The 18360-nt window shown below is 41.4% G+C and carries 16 protein-coding genes; all 16 read right to left on the bottom strand.

Annotated features, from left to right (window positions below; all coding sequences use genetic code 11):
* Positions 1 to 3: 3 nt before the first annotated feature.
* Positions 4 to 771, bottom strand: coding sequence for a cell division protein FtsQ/DivIB (locus QQK02_RS05370; protein ID WP_284206948.1), 768 nt, complete (start codon positions 769 to 771; stop codon positions 4 to 6).
* A complete protein-coding gene (locus tag QQK02_RS05365; RefSeq protein ID WP_284206947.1) occupies positions 772 to 1698 on the bottom strand; it encodes a D-alanine--D-alanine ligase in 927 nt (308 codons plus the stop codon).
* Positions 1691 to 3142 (bottom strand): UDP-N-acetylmuramate--L-alanine ligase, encoded by a 1452-nt coding sequence (gene murC / locus QQK02_RS05360; protein ID WP_407705013.1) that lies wholly within the window; start codon positions 3140 to 3142, stop codon positions 1691 to 1693. Before murC ends, QQK02_RS05365 begins: the two co-directional genes overlap by 8 nt.
* Positions 3139 to 4224, bottom strand: coding sequence for an undecaprenyldiphospho-muramoylpentapeptide beta-N-acetylglucosaminyltransferase (gene murG, locus QQK02_RS05355; protein ID WP_284206945.1), 1086 nt, complete (start codon positions 4222 to 4224; stop codon positions 3139 to 3141). The genes murC and murG overlap by 4 nt, the downstream gene beginning before the upstream one ends.
* On the bottom strand, positions 4224 to 5390 hold the full coding sequence (gene ftsW, locus QQK02_RS05350; protein WP_284207139.1) for a cell division protein FtsW: 1167 nt from the start codon (positions 5388 to 5390) through the stop codon (positions 4224 to 4226). The genes murG and ftsW overlap by 1 nt, the downstream gene beginning before the upstream one ends.
* A 14-nt stretch (positions 5391 to 5404) precedes the next feature.
* Positions 5405 to 6760 carry a UDP-N-acetylmuramoyl-L-alanine--D-glutamate ligase gene (murD, locus tag QQK02_RS05345; RefSeq protein ID WP_284206944.1) on the bottom strand — a complete coding sequence of 452 codons (1356 nt, stop codon included), beginning with the start codon at positions 6758 to 6760 and terminating at the stop codon, positions 5405 to 5407.
* Between the two features lie 12 nt (positions 6761 to 6772).
* On the bottom strand, positions 6773 to 7855 hold the full coding sequence (gene mraY, locus QQK02_RS05340; protein WP_284206942.1) for a phospho-N-acetylmuramoyl-pentapeptide-transferase: 1083 nt from the start codon (positions 7853 to 7855) through the stop codon (positions 6773 to 6775).
* Complete coding sequence (locus QQK02_RS05335) at positions 7855 to 9252, bottom strand: UDP-N-acetylmuramoyl-tripeptide--D-alanyl-D-alanine ligase (protein WP_284206941.1); 1398 nt, start codon at positions 9250 to 9252, stop codon at positions 7855 to 7857. Before QQK02_RS05335 ends, mraY begins: the two co-directional genes overlap by 1 nt.
* Positions 9249 to 10793, bottom strand: coding sequence for a UDP-N-acetylmuramoyl-L-alanyl-D-glutamate--2,6-diaminopimelate ligase (locus QQK02_RS05330; RefSeq protein WP_284206940.1), 1545 nt, complete (start codon positions 10791 to 10793; stop codon positions 9249 to 9251). Before QQK02_RS05330 ends, QQK02_RS05335 begins: the two co-directional genes overlap by 4 nt.
* Positions 10786 to 12528: a peptidoglycan D,D-transpeptidase FtsI family protein gene (locus tag QQK02_RS05325; RefSeq protein WP_284206939.1), complete on the bottom strand. Its 1743-nt coding sequence runs from the start codon at positions 12526 to 12528 to the stop codon at positions 10786 to 10788. The genes QQK02_RS05330 and QQK02_RS05325 overlap by 8 nt, the downstream gene beginning before the upstream one ends.
* The gene (gene ftsL, locus QQK02_RS05320; protein ID WP_284206938.1) at positions 12525 to 12839 is read right to left on the bottom strand and encodes a cell division protein FtsL; all 315 of its coding nucleotides are present in this window, start codon (positions 12837 to 12839) and stop codon (positions 12525 to 12527) included. Before ftsL ends, QQK02_RS05325 begins: the two co-directional genes overlap by 4 nt.
* A gap of 2 nt (positions 12840 to 12841) precedes the next feature.
* Positions 12842 to 13783, bottom strand: a complete 942-nt coding sequence (gene rsmH / locus QQK02_RS05315) for a 16S rRNA (cytosine(1402)-N(4))-methyltransferase RsmH (RefSeq protein WP_284206937.1) — start codon at positions 13781 to 13783, stop codon at positions 12842 to 12844.
* A gap of 8 nt (positions 13784 to 13791) precedes the next feature.
* The gene (gene mraZ, locus QQK02_RS05310; RefSeq protein WP_284206936.1) at positions 13792 to 14250 is read right to left on the bottom strand and encodes a division/cell wall cluster transcriptional repressor MraZ; all 459 of its coding nucleotides are present in this window, start codon (positions 14248 to 14250) and stop codon (positions 13792 to 13794) included.
* A gap of 275 nt (positions 14251 to 14525) precedes the next feature.
* The gene (locus tag QQK02_RS05305) at positions 14526 to 15587 is read right to left on the bottom strand and encodes an ABC transporter ATP-binding protein (protein WP_284206935.1); all 1062 of its coding nucleotides are present in this window, start codon (positions 15585 to 15587) and stop codon (positions 14526 to 14528) included.
* Positions 15588 to 15589: 2 nt separating this feature from the next.
* A complete protein-coding gene (locus QQK02_RS05300; protein WP_284206933.1) occupies positions 15590 to 17236 on the bottom strand; it encodes an ABC transporter permease in 1647 nt (548 codons plus the stop codon).
* Positions 17233 to 18237 (bottom strand): Fe(3+) ABC transporter substrate-binding protein, encoded by a 1005-nt coding sequence (locus tag QQK02_RS05295; RefSeq protein WP_407705019.1) that lies wholly within the window; start codon positions 18235 to 18237, stop codon positions 17233 to 17235. The genes QQK02_RS05300 and QQK02_RS05295 overlap by 4 nt, the downstream gene beginning before the upstream one ends.
* Positions 18238 to 18360: the final 123 nt, after the last annotated feature.

Below are 18360 nucleotides of genomic sequence, written 5' to 3'. Positions count from 1 at the left end.
TTGTTAAGCTCTTTGTTTATTTTTATCAAGCACAGTTTTGTAGCCGACAGCTAGTCCTGTGTCATACCTTAAATCTACATAATCGACTTGTTGATTTTCTTGTTTTTGCTCAATAATTTGAGGATAAACATCAACAAAACGCTGAATTCGTTCAATTCTATTTTCACGCCCTAAATTCAAGCTAATGCCATCATTTAACGTCAACTGCCATGAAAAGCGCTCTGTTAGCACTAATTCATCAATCGCTAAGTCACTAAATGCCAGTAACTTATTAAAATTTCTATAGTTAGCTAATGCTGTATGCTCACTACCTTCTGGACCAAAAAACGCAGGTAGCTTATGATTTAGCCTATCGCTATCCGCTTGAAAGGCTTGACCATACTGGTTGATTAAAAAGTCTGCGTTCCATAACGCGACTGGCGTTTGATCAACCACATAGATGTTTAACGCATTTGGCCATTGCTTTCGCACTGACACTGAATATACCCAGGGTAACTTCGCTATCAGCGTTTGAACTTCATTAACATCAAGTTGAATAAAGTTACTTAAATTTATCGTATCGAGTGCCTGTTCTATATCTGCATTACGGGTGTATGGCATCTCACCTTTGACCGTAATGCTTGTTACTGGCACTTTTTCATCTTTAGACATTTCATTGAAAAAGTAAGTACTAAAACTCACTAAACCAATAATGACAGCAATGAAAAAACCGAGTCCTAGCCAAAACGACCAGTGTACGGTTTGTTGCGATTCATTAGCTGTTGATGCCACTTACACGCTCAACTCAACTATACGTTTAACTAACTGACTAAAATCTAAACCTTGTACTTTAGCCGCCTTAGGTACCAATGAAGTTTCTGTCATTCCTGGTACCGTATTAATTTCTAATATTTGCCATTGGTCTTGGTTGTCGCGCATGAAATCTACGCGGCCCCAACCTTTCGTGCCAACCGCTTTAAACGCTTTAACCGCTAGGTTTCGCAAATCCTGTTCATCTTCATCTGTGAGTCCTGCAGGACAATGATATTGCGTTGCTGTTGATTGGTATTTCGCCTGATAATCGTAAAATTCGTTTGGTGTTTGCATATGAATCGCAGGCAATGCGTCATCACCTAAGATAGCAACGGTGTATTCTAAGCCGTCTATCCACGCCTCAACCAATACATCATCATCAAAGTCAAAGGCATTGGTTAATGCATGATTGAGTGCGTCGCTAGTATGTGCGATAGACATACCGATACTTGAACCTTCACATGCTGGTTTTACCATTGCTTTGCCACCAAGCTCATCAAGAATAGCCGGGGCATTTTCTTCGCTAAACTCGGCTTTATTAACGATGGCAAACGGCGCGGTTGGTAAGTTAACCGCTTGCAAAATTTGCTTCGTTTTAATTTTATCCATCGCTAAGGCAGAGCCCAGTACACCTGAACCTGTGTATGGTACACCTAAGAACTCAAGAGCTCCTTGTAAGCTACCATCTTCACCACCTCGGCCATGTAACGCGATAAACACGCGAGTGACATTCATTTCAACAAGCTTATGTAAATCGAAGTCTTTGGTATCAATAAGTACTACGTCAGTAAAACCTGCTTTTTCTAATCCTGCTGCTACCGCTTTACCTGATGCTAAAGAGACATCACGCTCAGCCGAATTACCGCCATAAAGAACAGCTAGCTTTTGCGCTAATAAATTAGTCATGCTGCTCCTTAAGGTTAAAACGCTCATCTTTAATTAAATTACGTGCTACCACACCGATATTGCCAGCGCCCTGCGTTATAACCATATCGTCCGCTGTTAGCTGATTATCAAGCAGCTCAGCAAGGTCATTAATATCTGAGACGTAGATAGGCTCTACTTGACCACGTTGACGAATACTGCGCGCCAAAGACTTACTATCTGCGCCAGCGATTGTTGTTTCTCCCGCGCTATAAACATCGAGCAATAATAATCCATCGACTTTTGACAGTACTTCGACAAACTCTTCATACAGATCTCGAGTACGAGAATATCTATGTGGTTGGAAAATCATGGTTAAACGTTTTTCTGGCCAACCTTTGCGCATTGCATCTATTGTCGCTTCCACTTCTTTAGGGTGGTGGCCATAGTCGTCAATTAGTGTGATCTCACCCACGTTTGTTTTTAACTGAGCAAGATGCTCGAATCGTCGACCAATACCTTCAAATTTCGACAGTGCTGAAACGATTGACTCGTCGTCAACACCTTCATCGGTTGCGACAGCAATACTCGCTAGTGCATTCGCCACGTTGTGTTTGCCTGGCAAATTTAGTGACACTGTTAAGTTTGGTTTGCCAATACGTGCAACTTCAAATGTGCTGACATCTGCTGATTGCTGGTAGTTAAACGCCTGTACATCAGCATCTTCACTAAAGCCATAAGTAATGACCTGACGACTAATACGTGGCAACAATTCACGCACGACTGGGTTATCAATACAAACAACCGCCAAACCATAAAACGGCAAGTTATGTAAAAACTCGATATAGGTGTCTTTTAGCTTCTCAAAATCACCTTGATAGGTTTCCATATGGTCTTCATCAATATTAGTGACGACTGCAACCATAGGCTGAAGATGTAAAAACGACGCATCGCTCTCATCAGCTTCAGCAATTAAGTACCTGCTCGTACCTAAACGTGCATTGGTACCCGCACTATTTAATAAGCCACCAATAACGAACGTAGGATCTAACTTGGCCTGAGCAAAAATGCTTGCCGTTAAACTTGTCGTGGTTGTTTTACCATGGGTACCTGCGATAGCTACCCCATGACGAAATCGCATTAATTCCGCTAACATTTCAGCACGACGAACTATCGGAATGCGCTTTTCTTGCGCGGCAATAATTTCAGGGTTGGTTGTATCAATTGCCGTTGAAACCACAACAACACTTGCCAGATCGACATTACTTTCATGGTGGCCAATATCGATATGAGCACCAAGTTTTGTTAGACGTTCAACTACCGCATTGCGAGCAATATCAGAGCCCGATATTTGGTAGCCTTCATTTAGTAAAACTTCAGCAATACCGCCCATACCAGCACCACCAATACCAACAAAGTGAATGCGCTTTACTCGACGCATTTCAGGTACTTTAATTGGTGCGTTTTTATTCATTTGTGTACTCATTCTTTATAAAATCCTGCGCAAATATCAGCAACACGAATTGTCGCATCTGCATGGGCGGCATCATGCGCCGCTTTCGACATGCTTTCAACGACTTTGTCGGAGATAAATAAACTATTTAACATTTGCGCTAACTGCGTACTTGTTAAGTCTTTTTGTGGCAACAATTTTGCTGCCCCGCGATCAACTAAGTACATCGCATTTTTTGTTTGATGATCATCGACCGCATGCGGTAAAGGCACGAAAATCGCTGGTGTTGCTGCCATTGCAAGCTCTGACACCGTAAGTGCGCCTGCACGGCATATAACAACATCAGCCCACTGGTATGCCGCTGCCATATCATCAATAAACTCAGTCACTTTAATGTTGTCTTGATCTAAACCACTATTGGCATAGGCGGTTTGCACCGATGACAAATGTCCTTTACCACTTTGATGCCATACTTTGATATTTTGCACTTTTATCTGAGTAAGCGACTGTGGCACAGTGTCATTGAGAATTTTTGCACCTAAACTGCCACCAACAACTAACACCTTTTTAGTTTCGCTTGCCTGCTCTGGAATACTTGGCACCAAGTCAACGATGTCTTTTCTTAGCGGATTCCCAACAATCATTGCTTTTTTACTGTGAGCAAATGCACCAGGAAAAGCCGCTAACACCTTTGATGCAATTTTTGCCAAATAGCGATTCGTCATACCGGCAACCGCGTTTTGCTCATGCAATACCAATGGCTTACTCATTAGCCACGCAGCAACACCACCTGGTGCACTCGCGTAGCCCCCCATGCCCAAAACCACATCTGGTTTTACGCTTGAGATCACTTTGCATGATTGAATAACCGACTGCATTATTTTGAATGGCGCTTTTAGTAATTCAATGAATCGTTTATTACGAATTCCTGCAATATTAATAAATGAAATATCATAGCCATGTTGAGGCACAATTTGCGCCTCCATGCGATCAGATGTTCCTAACCAGTGAACATGCCAGCCTTTTGCTTCCAATAACTGTGCGACAGCAATACCAGGGAAAATATGACCACCGGTACCACCTGCCATGATTAAAATCGTAGGACGTTTTGCCACTACTTACGCCCTCCTTTACTTGTTGCTTGAATGCTCTGCAACCTAATTTCATGATCAATGCGTATCAGCACAACAAAGGCTAATGTCATAATGATCATCGAACTACCGCCATAACTAATAAGCGGCATTGTTAACCCTTTCGTTGGCACGATGCCAGCGCTCGCACCAATATTAACGGCTGTTTGGAAACTCATCCAAATACCGATAGAGAAGGCAAAAAAACCTTCAAAATATTTTTCTTTGCTAATCGCTTTACGCCCAAGGTATAGCGCTTTAAATACCAGCCACAAACTTAAAAACAAGACGATTGCTACACCAATAAAACCAAATTCTTCAGCTAACACCGCCATGACAAAGTCAGTATGAGCTTCCGGCAAGTATTCAAGTTTTTGAATACTATTACCTAAGCCTTGACCGGTTAATTCACCGCGCCCATAAGCCATTAACGACTGAGTAAGCTGATAACCACTGCCAAAGGGATCTGCCCATGGGTCTAGAAAACTTGTGATACGACGCCAGCGATATTCTTCAAAAACGGCGAGTGCTGTAATCGCCATTACACCAACAGCCGCTATAGCAATAAACTGCCAAAGCTTAGCGCCTGCCAAAAACAATAAGCCAAACGTCGTGACAAACATTACAATGACGGTACCTAAATCAGGTTGCATCAGGAGTAAAAACGCAAGTAGACCGAATACAATTAATGGCTTTGCAAAGCCCTTTATATTTTCCATCACTTCTTCACGGCGACGCACTAAATAGGCGGCTAAATAAGCGAAGAAAAAGAGTTTAGCCGGCTCCGCGGCTTGAATAGTTATTGGCCCTAAAACAATCCAGCGTTGAGAACCGTTAACAGTGCGCCCTGCGACCAAAACGACAACCAATAATACAATTGCAGCGAGTAACATATAGCCACTGTATTTTTGCCATTCTGACATTGGGACCATTAGTGCTAATGCGCCAATAAAAATACTTAAGCAAATATAAACACCATGCCTAACCACAAAGTGAAAAGGATTGTCGAATAACCTTTCTGCCACTGGCATTGATGAACTCGCCACCATAATCAAACCAATGGTATACATAGCAACCGCAAGCAAAAGATATTGACGGTCGAACGTCACCGTATTTGCACTTTCGCCCAACCATTTGGGTAATGCGGGCATATTAATTGAAGGAACTAAGCTTTGCACTGGCTTACCTCCTCAACATGTTTGATAAATGCGTTACCGCGCGCAATATAGCTTTTAAATTGATCGAAACTCGCACATGCAGGTGAGAACAGCACGATATCATTGTCGGTAGTTAGCTCATTAGCTAATGTCGTTGCAGCACCTAAATCATTAACTAGATGAACATCTAATGTTTTAGGACAAACTGCTTTTATTAATGTTTGGTCTTCGCCAAATAAAATCGCACTATCAACATTTTCTTCTAGCTGCTTAGTTAAAGGTGAAAAATCAGCACCTTTACCCTGCCCGCCAGCAATTAAAATCAAGCGTCGATTTGGGCTAGCTAAACCAGTTATCGCGGCTAATGTTGCACCAACATTCGTCGCTTTAGAGTCGTTTATCCATGTCTTGCCATCATTTGAAGGCACACGCTGGCAACGATGTGGTAAACCTTCAAAACTTGTTAAGGCGGTAACCATTTTTTCTAGTGGCCAATTCGCAGCATAACCTAGCGCTAAAGCTGCCAGGCAATTAATAGCGTTGTGATTACCCGATAAAGGCAGGTCATCGATAGCAATTAACGGCGTGTCACCATGCATCAAATATGGTGTGTTTTGATGGTCGCAAATACCAAACTCATTGGCTTTAGGCTTATTAGCCGTGAAGCCTAACTGTTTAGTTTGGCCAGAATAATGGCTTGCACTATCATCGCGGTTTATAACAGCACATTGTGTTTGTTGATAAATACGCTGCTTAATTGCTTGGTAGTTCTCAAGCGTTTTGTGGCGATCTAAATGATCATCACATAAATTCAATAGAGACGCAGAGACAGCGTTCATACTAGACAAGGTTTCTAATTGAAAGCTTGAAAGTTCAAGCACCAACATATCTAAATCTTGTTCAATAATATCTAATGGCGGTACACCAATGTTACCTGCTAGTTCAACATTTAAGCCTAGTGACTTACCAATATGAGCCACTAAGCTAACAACAGTAGATTTACCATTTGAACCAGTTACCGCAATCGTTGGCGTCTGTGTTAGTCGATAGTACAGCTCAATGTCGCCATACATTTCAACATTTGGCGATAGATACTGACTAATCTCATCAATCGACGTATCAATACCAGGAGACACTAAAATAATTTGGGCTGAGGAAATAAGTGTTTGATCCCACGAACCTGTAGTTAAAGTAGATAGAGGAAAATCTTTAGCAAATTCATCTTCGTTAACAGCACTCTCGCGAGAATCATTTAATGCAAAATGGATATTATGCGATGCTAGAAAACGCGCACAAGACATCCCTGAAAGACCTGCTCCCAGTATTAAAATGTTCTTGTTTTGTAAAAACGTAATATCTAACATTCGACTTCTTTTTTAACGTAATTTCAACGTAGCTAAGCCAATCAATACAAGCATTAGCGATACAATCCAAAACCTGACTATTACACGAGGCTCTGGCCAACCTTTTAATTCATAATGATGGTGAATAGGCGCCATTCTAAAAATGCGTTGGCCACGCAGCTTATATGAGCCTACTTGCAAAATAACCGACAAGGTTTCAATGACAAACACACCACCCATGATAAATAACACCAACTCTTGGCGAACCAAGACAGCAATCACACCTAAGGTAGCGCCTAATGCAAGTGAGCCTACATCTCCCATAAACACTTGTGCCGGATAGGTATTGAACCAAAGGAAACCAAGCCCAGCACCAACAATAGCGGTACAAACAACCACAAGTTCTGAGGTCATTGGAATATAAGGAATATTTAAGTAAGCAGAAAAATTAATGTTGCCGGTTACATAGGCAAACACTGCAAATGCACCTGCGACTAGCACAACCGGTACAATAGCCAAACCATCAAGACCATCAGTTAAGTTAACAGCATTACTTGTGCCGACAATAACGAAATAGGTTAATAAGATATAAAGCAGCCCTAGTTGAGGCATCACGTCTTTAATGAATGGTAATAACAATGCAGTTTCAGCAGGATCTTGTGCCATTGAATAAAGAAAAATAGCAGTACCTAAACCAATCACCGTTTGCCAAAAATATTTCCAGCGGGCAATTAATCCTTTTGAATCTTTACGAATCACCTTACGGTAATCATCAACAAAACCAATAGCGCCAAAGCTAACAACAACAAAAAGTACGGTTAGCACGTAGTAATTGCTGAGGTCTCCCCACAACAAGACACTAAAGACGATAGCCCCAAGAATCAGTAAGCCACCCATAGTCGGCGTACCTGATTTCGACAAATGGCTTTCAGGGCCATCATCACGAACGGTTTGGCCTATTTGCATACGCTGTAACGCACGGATTAACTTAGGTCCACAATACAATGATAACGTTAACGCTGTTAGCGTAGAAATAATCGCTCTAAAGGTTAAGTATGAAAATACATTAAAGCCTGAAAAGTATTGTGTTAAGTATTCACCTAGCCAAAGTAACATTATGCTTGCTCCTCATTAGCTATTGATGACTGCCACTCAAGTACGTCCTGTACAACTAACTCCATTCGCGCACTGCGTGATCCTTTAACTAACACTGAAATACTTCGCTCCTCGTTAGAAAGTAATGATTTTAAAAAGGCTACTAATGACGCTTTGTCATTAAAGTGATATCCGTTGTCGCCAAAAGCTTGGCTTGCTGATTGACTTAAAACGCCTAACGTCAGCAATGCGTCAATTGACAGCGATTTTGCATAAGCGCCTACTTCATGGTGATATTGACGAGCCTCTTGTCCAAGCTCCCCCATGTCACCCAAAATTAAGATGCGTTTACCAGGTAGGTTGGCTACTAATTCACTGGCTGCTTTTACAGACTCAACATTAGCATTGTAGCTATCATCAATTAATTTGAAGCTCTCGCTTGGCTGATGCACATTGAGTCGACCTTTTGCAGGCACCATATCAATAAGACCTAAGCGAATATCATCAACAGTTGCATCGAATTGCATTGCTATCGCTGCTGCCATTACTGCATTACATACATTATGTTTACCTGGAATAGGTAATTCGATGTAGCTTGAGCCATGAGGACTATGCAGTTTGAAGCTTGCACAACCGTTGTCATCTAGTACAACGTCGGTTGGGTAGTAATCTGTTGATTCATGACATGAGATCTTTTTGACGATTTTATCCGTTAGTCGCCACTGCCACTTGCCTGCATAAGGTGTATCTTGGTTGTAGATTGCTACACCACCTTCAGATAACCCTTCAAAAATTTCACCTTTTGCACGTGCAACACCACAAAGGTCGCCAAAACCTTCCAGATGCGCTGCCGCAATATTATTAATTACCGCGATATCTGGTTTCGTTAAATTAGTGGTGTAGGCAATTTCACCGAGGTGGTTGGCGCCTAGCTCAATCACAGCAAAATCATGACTCGGCTCAAGCCTCATTAATGTCTGTGGCACACCCAGATCATTGTTAAAATTGCCATTAGTCGCTAGGACATTACCTAGTCGAGATAAAATGGCATAGACCATTTCTTTTACCGTAGTTTTACCACTACTACCTGTAATGGCAACCGTTTTAGGTGCAACTTGTGCCTTGATAAATGCGCCGATTTGGCCCAGTGCTATACGAGTATCTTCAACGACAACTTGCGCTATGCTTATGGTTTGCTGTTCACTCACGATGACAGCTCTACAGCCTTTTTCTAAGGCCTGTTGACAAAATTTATGACCATCAAAGTTGATGCCTTTTAACGCTAAAAAGACATCACCATCACTTAATTGTCGAGAGTCAGTAACAATTGATTCTATGTTTTTTGTTTGCTCATCAGCAGCAGAAACAATTTTACCTTGCGTAATTTCGGCAAGCATTGCTAGTGATAATGGGATCATACCCTATCTCCTAGTGGCGCTTCACCTTCATAGTAGGTACTAACTAACTTGCGCTCGTTATAATCAACTTTATCTTCACCAATAATGATGTAATCTTCGTGGCCCTTGCCGGCTAACAACACCATATCGCCTGGTTGTGCGTTCTTTAATACCGCACTAACGGCTTGCTTTCTATCTAGCACTATCATGGCCTTTTCTGGTTTATCTAGACCTTTTAAAATATCTGCTACAATCATTTCTGGCGATTCAGTTCTTGGGTTGTCATTGGTAATCAACACGCTATCGGCACCTTGTTCAGCAATACGCCCCATTTCACTGCGTTTACCTTTATCTCTATCGCCACCACAACCAAAAACAACGAATAGTTTTCCTTCGCAATGCGCGCGACAAGCAATTAAAGCTTTTTCAAGGGCATCAGGCGTATGGGCATAGTCAACAACAACGGAAGGCATACTTGAATGAGCAAAAAGCTCCATACGCCCATCAATCGCTTTGGTTGAAGAAATAGCTTGAATGACCTGTTCTAGTTCAACACCAAGGGCAAGCACACTGCCTATTGCCGCAAGTAAGTTGTCAACGTTAAACGTGCCTATTAACGGAGAGTTTATATGGAACTCGTGCCCTGATGCGTCAAGGATAAAAGACGTGCCTGAATCATGACAAACGATGTCTTTTGCATACAAATAAAGGGGAAAAGACTTCACACTCTCTGCTTGACCAAATACGATGATGTCTTGGTCTGGTGATTTAGCTAACCAATCTTGAATAACTTTTTCATCGCCATTTACAACAGCAACTTGGCTTGAGAATTCTTTAAAAATCGAAAGTTTAGCCTCGCCGTAAGCCTCCATCGTTTGATGGTAGTCAAGATGGTCTCTTGATAAGTTTGTAAAGACACCAACATCAAATAAATCGGCGCTCACCCGCTTTTGCTCTAAAGCATGTGATGATACTTCCATTGCAACATGGGTTAGTTGTTGCTTTCTGAATTGAGCAAATAAGCCCATGAGCTCAGTCGCACCTGGTGTTGTGTTCATAATTGGCGCTAAAGCATCTAAACTGCCTGCGCCATTAGTGCCGATAATGCCACATGCTGGTGTTTTAGACGATACAGCATCGATTAATTGCCCGATCAGTTGTGTCGTACTTGTTTTGCCATTAGTACCGGTGACACCGATAACGTCCATGGTTAACTGAGGCGACTGGTAGTAATGAGCACTAAATTCAATTAACTTCTCATTCAGTTGATAAAACTGAACGACAATTGCCGTTCTATCGGCAACAGTTTTTTCTAATACTTGTCCATGCAATTGCTCATGCTGGCATTCAGAAATAATCAGTAAAGCGCCTTTTTCAATAGCACTTTCAATAAACTCACGGCCATCTTGTGTTGTGCCAATAACTGCACAAAAGATGTCGTTTTCAACTAAGGTTCTTGTATCATTTACTAAATTTTTAGTTGGTGATAACGCCTCTAAGCTTGGGTGATTAATGCCAAATTTTGTCAGCGTTGAGGTGATATGATAATCGCGATTAAGCATTGTTATCTCCTTCACCTTTGTTCGCTTCAACAATGCGCGTATGAGCATCGGGTTCAACGTTTAACACTTGCAGCGCGCCTTGCATCACGCGTGAGAATACTGGCGCGGCAATTTCACCACCATGATATAAATCGCCACCAGGTTCATTTATCACAACAACAACAGCTAATTCAGGGTTTGAAATTGGTGCAACGCCAGCAAACAAACCAACGTAATCGTTACCATAACCGCCAGGTACTGCCTTTATAGCTGTACCTGTTTTTCCACCAACACGATAACCGTCAACAGCTGCTCGGCTTGCTCCACCTTCGGTCACAACACCTTCTAGCAATGACACGATGTACTTAGCTTGCTCTTCACCAAAAACTCTTTCGCCTTGGGGCAATGCATCACTTTTCATGATACGCAATGGAATTTTTACGCCACCGTTGGCTAATGTTGCGTAAAAACGAGCAAGCTGCAATGGACTAATTGCGAGACCATACCCCCACGATAACGTAGCTAATTCATACTGAGACCAACGTGAACGAGAAGACATCATCCCCATGGTTTCACCAATTAAACCAGTGCCGGTATCTTCACCAAAACCAGCATCAAAAAAGCGGTCTAATAAAAACTCTTTGGGTACCGACAAAGCTAACTTTGTGGTACCCATGTTTGATGATGTTACTAAGATGTCTTGGAGCGAGAGTTTCCCTCTATTAATGGGGTCGCTTACCCGTCTACCTCCTAATCTCATCCAGCCGGGGCCGGTGTCTATCACGGTAGATTGCTCTGCACTACCAAACTCGAGCGCCGTTAACATGGACAATGGTTTCATTGTCGAGCCGGGTTCATAGACATCGGTAATCGCGCGATTTCTAAATCGGTGAATAGCGGTGTTTTTTCGGTTATTTGGATTAAAAGATGGACTATTTGCCAAGGCTAGAATGTCGCCAGTATGGACATTGACAACCACCACAGATCCAGATGTCGCTTTAAATGCTCTTACCGCACCTTTTAACTCTTTATAAGCTAACGCTTGAATACGTTGATCAATACTCAGTGCGACATCTTGCGGAGGAGTGGCCTCTTCAACCGACAGGATTTCAATTTTTCTACCTTTAGCATCTTTTCTAAATCGTTTAGAACCAGAGGTACCTGTTAACTTGTCGTCATAAACTCGTTCAATGCCTTCAATACCTTTGTCATCAACATTAGTAAAACCAACAACATGAGCACTTATTTCACCAGCAGGGTAAAAACGTTTTGATTCTTTTCTTAAATGAATGCCTGGAATTTTAAGCTGTTTAATATACTCAGCCATGGCAGGGGAAACTTGTCTTTCGACATATAGAAAACGTTTATTAGGATTCTTAACAATTCGCGCTGTTACTTCGTTAACATCTTTTCCTAAAACATCAGCCAATGCTTGCCAATGCTTTTCCATCGCAAGGCCATTGTTCTCCATGACGATTTTAGGGTCTGCCCAAACCGTTTCAACAGGTACGCTAACAGCTAACTCGTCACCATTGCGATCTACAATTGAGCCACGTTGAACGTTTAGTGATGCAATACGCTTTGAGCGACGATCACCTTGTTTCTTTAGCATGTCAGGTTCAATGACCTGAATATACGCACTACGAGCAGCAATCACACCATAAACAAGCACAATGACAGCCGCCACAACGTAAAAACGCCATGGTGCCGTATTTGGTTTTAACTGCTTATTTTTCTTTGCTGCTACCTTGTTCATGGTAATCTTATAATGACTTCCGATGCGGCACTTGGCCTTTTCATTTTTAATAATTTTGACGCTTTGCTTTCTATTGCACTGTGTTCTGCAAGAGAGTTTTGCTCTAACAGCAAGTTACGCCACTCAATATCTAATTCGTCTCGTTCGGTTAGTAGAATTTCAAGCTCACTGGTTGTTAAACGATTTAAATGTGTTGTGTAAATAACTGAGAATGCAGATACCACAACAAATAATAACAACCCGTATGTAAAAACATGGTGCTGAACGTCTTGCCAAATATCTTTGACAAGCACCACCTTTTTACCCGCCATAACTAATCGGCTAACCTCTTAGCAACTCGCAATACCGAGCTACGTGATCTAACATTTTCTTCTACTTCTGCTTTACTTGGCTTAGCTTTTCGACCAACCAACTCAAGTTTTTTCCCTTTTTGTAATTCAGCTTCCAAAATAGGCATGCCACGCGGTGCTTGTTTACCTTGTGAATGCTTTTTCATAAATTGCTTAACCATGCGGTCTTCCAACGAATGGAAGCTAATAACAACTAAACGACCGCCTTCTGCCAACACAGCAAGCGATGAATTTAACACATTTTCTATTTGCTCTAATTCAGAGTTGATATAGATGCGAATGGCTTGAAAGCTTCGGGTAGCTGGATGTTTTTTAATTTCTTTTTGTGGAGCAGCGGTCGCGATAATTTTTGCCAGTTGGCCTGTTCGCGTAATCGGTGCTTCTTCTCGAGCATCAACAATTGCATTGGCAATTCGCCAACCTAGCTTTTCTTCACCAAAGGTTTTTAATACCCAGCTAATGTCTTCAACATCCGCTTTTGCAATCCATTCCTGTGCCGTTTGACCACGCGTTGTGTCCATGCGCATATCAAGTGGACCGTCTTTCATAAAACTAAAGCCGCGCTCAGGATCATCTAGCTGTGGTGACGAAACGCCAAGGTCAAGTAAAACACCATCAACCTTTTTGGTGAGATTATGTTTTTCTGCAATGGCTTCCAACGCGGAAAAACCTTCATGCTCGATAGTGAATCGACTATCGTCAGCAAACTTTTTCGCCGCTTCGATTGCCGTTGGGTCACGGTCAATTGCAATCAGCTGACCATTTTCAGCTAATCTAGACAGAATAAGACCTGAATGACCACCTCGACCAAATGTACAGTCGATATAGCAACCATCAGGGTCGATCGCTAGCGCATCTACCGCTTCATCTAAAAGAACCGATATGTGTTTAAATTCTGTCGACATAAGCCTATCTACAGTGATAAATCGAGTAAGCGTTCAGTGAGTTCAATTTCACCTGATTGGATTTTGCTAATGCCTTGTTGCATTTGCGCTTGCCAAGCAGACTCACTCCAAATTTCAAATTTCTTTAACTGACCAACAAGCATGACACTTTTTTCTAAGCTCGCATGATTACGAAGCGGACCATTAATTAACAAACGTCCGCTTTTGTCCATCTCACAATCCGACGCATTACCTAACAATACTTGTTGTAATAGTCGCTCTTGCGGATTCATGCTCGACAAGTTGCACAGTTTTAATTCTATTTCTTCCCATTCGGGCAAAGGGTAAAGCAATAAACATGGATGCTGAATATCAACCGTACATACCATTTTCCCTTGGCAATCAGACACAAGCTCATCGCGATACTTGGTTGGTATCGTGATTCTACTTTTACTATCAAGCGTTATTGCGCTAGTGCCTCTAAACATAATGATGTTTTTTTGTACGATCTTTTATGATCCACATTTCCCCACTTTTTCCCACATTTGTACAGTTTAGTGAGATTTGTAAACTTATGTCAAGCAAAGATTGGGGAAAAAATTGTTAATGATCATCAGCAAAATTAAGGCATTCGAGGAAGTTGATGAATTTGTGGGGTTTTGTGGATCTGAGACCCAAATTTTTAGCAAAATTTATTCATCAATTCGAAAAAAGTAAGCATCAGGTAGATGCAGTGACGATGGGTACTGACAATTTACTATTCTCAACTCATACCATTATCGCGCCGAAAGAGGATGTAATCATGTTCAATGATGGATAACTGCACTTGTTGGCCGATTTGAATGACTTGTTCACTATAAACACTCAATTGATAGTCATGTTTACTGCTAACAGGTGCAACAATATAGTGATAGCCTTGCTCTGTTATATTGATATGCTGAATAACAGATTCACCATGTTGATCCACCATAACCTTGAGGTGCTGAGGCTTGATTAACAAAGCAATTTGATTGTCTTGCCTGTCAAACTCGTTGTTTATCGATAACAAACCTAAAGGGGTATCAAGTTTATCATGATATAAAGTCGCATTGAGCCATGAACCTAATTGTAGAAAATCTGCCACTTGCCATGAGCAAGGTTGCTTGCAAACCTCTACCGGATGACCAAACTGCAGTATATGACCTTGATGCATGACAGCAATTTTATCAGCAAAGGTAAACACCTCATCTTTATTGTGAGTAACAAAAACCGCCGTCATCGATAAAGATTTCAATAATTGGCGTAGCTCAATCATCAGCTCGTTGCGCAAACGTGCATCAATATTTGAAAAAGGCTCATCAAGTAATAAGAGTTTAGGCTCTGGCGCTAACGCTCGTGCAATAGCCACACGCTGTTGCTGGCCGCCGGATAACTGATGAGGGTAACGAGATTCAAAGCCCTCAAGTTTAAGCATAGCGATAAGCTTTTTCACTTTTTCTTGCTGGCTGTGCTTATCATATTGGCTAATACCGTAAGCAATATTTTCAGCAACACTCATATGCGGGAACAACGCATAATCTTGAAAGATAACCCCAATGTGGCGATGCTCAGGCGCAACCGTTGTGTTAGTCGAAAAACATGGCTTACCATCTATCGTAATTTCACCGGTAACAGGCGCTAAAAAACCCGCTATTGCGTTTAATAACGTTGTTTTACCGCAACCACTTGGTCCAACAAGGCCAAGGATCTCACCTGCTGATAATGAGAAGCTGACTTGATTTAAAATCGCTTTTTCATCGATTACAACATCTAGCGTGTTTATATCAATAATGGGAGACGTCGCCACCGTTATACCTCTTGTTTACGGTTGAGCCAAATAATTGGTATTAAACCAAAAATTACAATAAGAATTGCACCTAATGCGCCCTGCTCTAATTGTTCATCAGAGATCAGTTGATAGATATAGGTACTTAACGTTTCAAAATTAAACGGTCGCAATAATAACACAGCAGGAAGCTCTTTCATCGCTTCAACAAAGACTAATAACCACGCAACTAATAAAGACGGTTTTAAAAGGGGTAGATAAACACGCCTTAATATTGAAAAATGCCCTGAACCAAGACTTTTAGCCGCTTTAATTAAGTTATCAGGAATTTGATCGATGCCGGTATTGATTGTGCCGTTTGCAATCGCCATGAAACGGACGACAAAGGCAAACACAACGGCAAAGATGGTACCAGACAACACTAAACCTGGTCTTTCCAAGTCAAACGCTGCTGCGATATCATTTATCCAAAAGTCAATCGGGCCAAATGTAGACAGTAGTGCCATCGCCAATACAGTACCAGGAATTGCATAACCTAAGCTTGAAAGCCCAAGTGGAAATTGACGGAATGTAGTGAGCGAAAACTTTCGATAAAAGGTAAATACAATGGCTAATAGTAAGGCTACTGTCGCGGCTATCCCTGCTACATAAATGGAGTTACCACCAATAGTCATCAATAAGGACAGCTGTTGGCTATCGCTATATTGCCATGCCATCACAAGTAATAAAGCAAGAGGCAACAAAAATCCAGCTATGACTAATAGCCAACAAAAAGCTGTGGCAAACCACAACATAAGTTTATGTGGTTTAAATAGTGTTTGTGCCAACGCTATATTTTGGCTTTGTGCGTTGAGTTTCGAACGACTTTTCTGCTCGAGTACAACAACAAAGAACACAAGTAATAATAAGATGCTTGCCAATGCATTTGCCGTAGCTAAATCACTATACCCTAACCAAGTATCGTAAATTGCCGTCGTTAATGTATTAACCGCAAAATATTGAACCGTTGCAAAATCAGCTAACGTTTCCATTAACACTAACGAAGCTGACACCGCCAATGCAGGCCGAACTAAAGGTAATATGACACGTTTAATGCCTCGCCATGGACTAACACCTAAACTTTGACTTGCTTGTAGTAATTTTGGATCAAGGTTTTCAAGTGCGGTACGCGTAATCATATATACATAGGGAAACAGAACCAACGCTATGATTACCGATGCGCCGCCTAATGTACGCAAATCAAAAAACCAATAATCATTTGGTGATTGCCAATCAAAGGTTGCCCGTAAAAAGCGCTGAATAAGCCCTGCGTAGTCAAAAAGATCGGTGTACAAATAAGCAATGAGATACGCAGGCATAGCAAGCGGTAATAAAAGTAACCAACGTAAATAATTTGCTCCAGCTATCGGCAAGAAATGCAAAAACAGCGCGCTCAACCCGCCAAAGAGTAACGATAACATGACAACATTGAAGCCCAACCATACAGTATTGCTAAGGTATTGAGGGAGCACGGTTTGCCAAAGATGGCTGAAAAGTGAAAAAGGCGCAAAAGCGCCTTGATAAAACATGACTAGCACCGGCATTAATAGCGCCAGTGTTAGTAAGCTAATTAAGAGAAATGTCAGCAGTGTATTGACGCTAAATCGTGCGCCAACTAATTTTTCAATCACAGATCAAATTGAACTTTATCTAGTAGCATTAATGCCGTTTTTCTATGCTTGGCGATCGTTGCTAGCGATAAATCGTCTGCTGTAAATTCACCCCATGAATCAACTAATGCTGAGCGCTTAACACCTGCTCTAACAGGGTATTCCATATTCACTTCAGCGTACATTTGCTGTGCTTGTTCAGATACTAAAAATTCCATTAACGCTAATGCCGCTGTTTGGTTAGGTGCATATTTCGCCATAGCCATACCTGATACATTGATGTGTGCACCACGATTAGCTTGGTTAGGGAAGTTGATGTTTACTGCATCCGCCCATACCTTTTGCTTCTCGTCGTTAATCATTTTACCGAAGTAGTAACTATTACCGATTGCTAGATCACAAAGGTTTTGATGAATGGCTTGTACTTGACCACGGTCGTTACCTTGAGGCTTACGCGCTAAATTTTCTTTAACGCCTTCAAGCCATTCTTGTGTCTTGGCTTCACCATGATGAGCAACCATTGAAGCAACTAATGCAACATTATATGGATGTTTACCAGAGCGAGTACAAATTCTCCCTTTATATTTTGGTAAAGCTAAATCTTCATAATTTAACGCTACATCACCCATTCGCTTAGCAGAATAGATATTTCTAACGCGAGTTGTTAATGAAAACCATTGGTTGTTGTCATCACGCAAATGAGCAGGAATTGCGCCGTCGATAACTTGAGAATTAACCGCTTGTAAAAGTTTCTTATCTTGTAGCTCAATCAAGCGAGAAATATCGGTCGTTAACAATATATCAGCGGGGCTGTATTGACCTTCTCTTGCTAATCTTTCTGCCATTCCTTTTTTGGCAAACACTACGTTAACTTTAATACCCGTTTGTTCAGTGAACTTATTGAACATAGGCTCAACTAAAAATGGCTGACGGTAAGAATAAACATTTACTTCGTCTGCAGCGCTTACCAAAGTACTAACGCTAGTAAGCAACATCGCTGCGGCAACAATTAACTTTTTCAACATGATAGTTCCACAATTGATACGTGTAATAGATTTAAGTGTAAATTAATGCTTTTAATTCACGATATTATGGCGCAAGAGTAAATTAGCTACCGAAACCTGTCAAGCTTTTTGAGAATAATT

It is taken from the genome of Thalassotalea eurytherma, from assembly GCF_030161415.1.
Taxonomy (GTDB): Bacteria; Pseudomonadota; Gammaproteobacteria; order Enterobacterales; family Alteromonadaceae; genus Thalassotalea_G; species Thalassotalea_G eurytherma.
The sequence above is the reverse complement of the archived record's forward strand: the minus strand, read 5'-3'. Positions and strand labels throughout refer to the sequence as shown.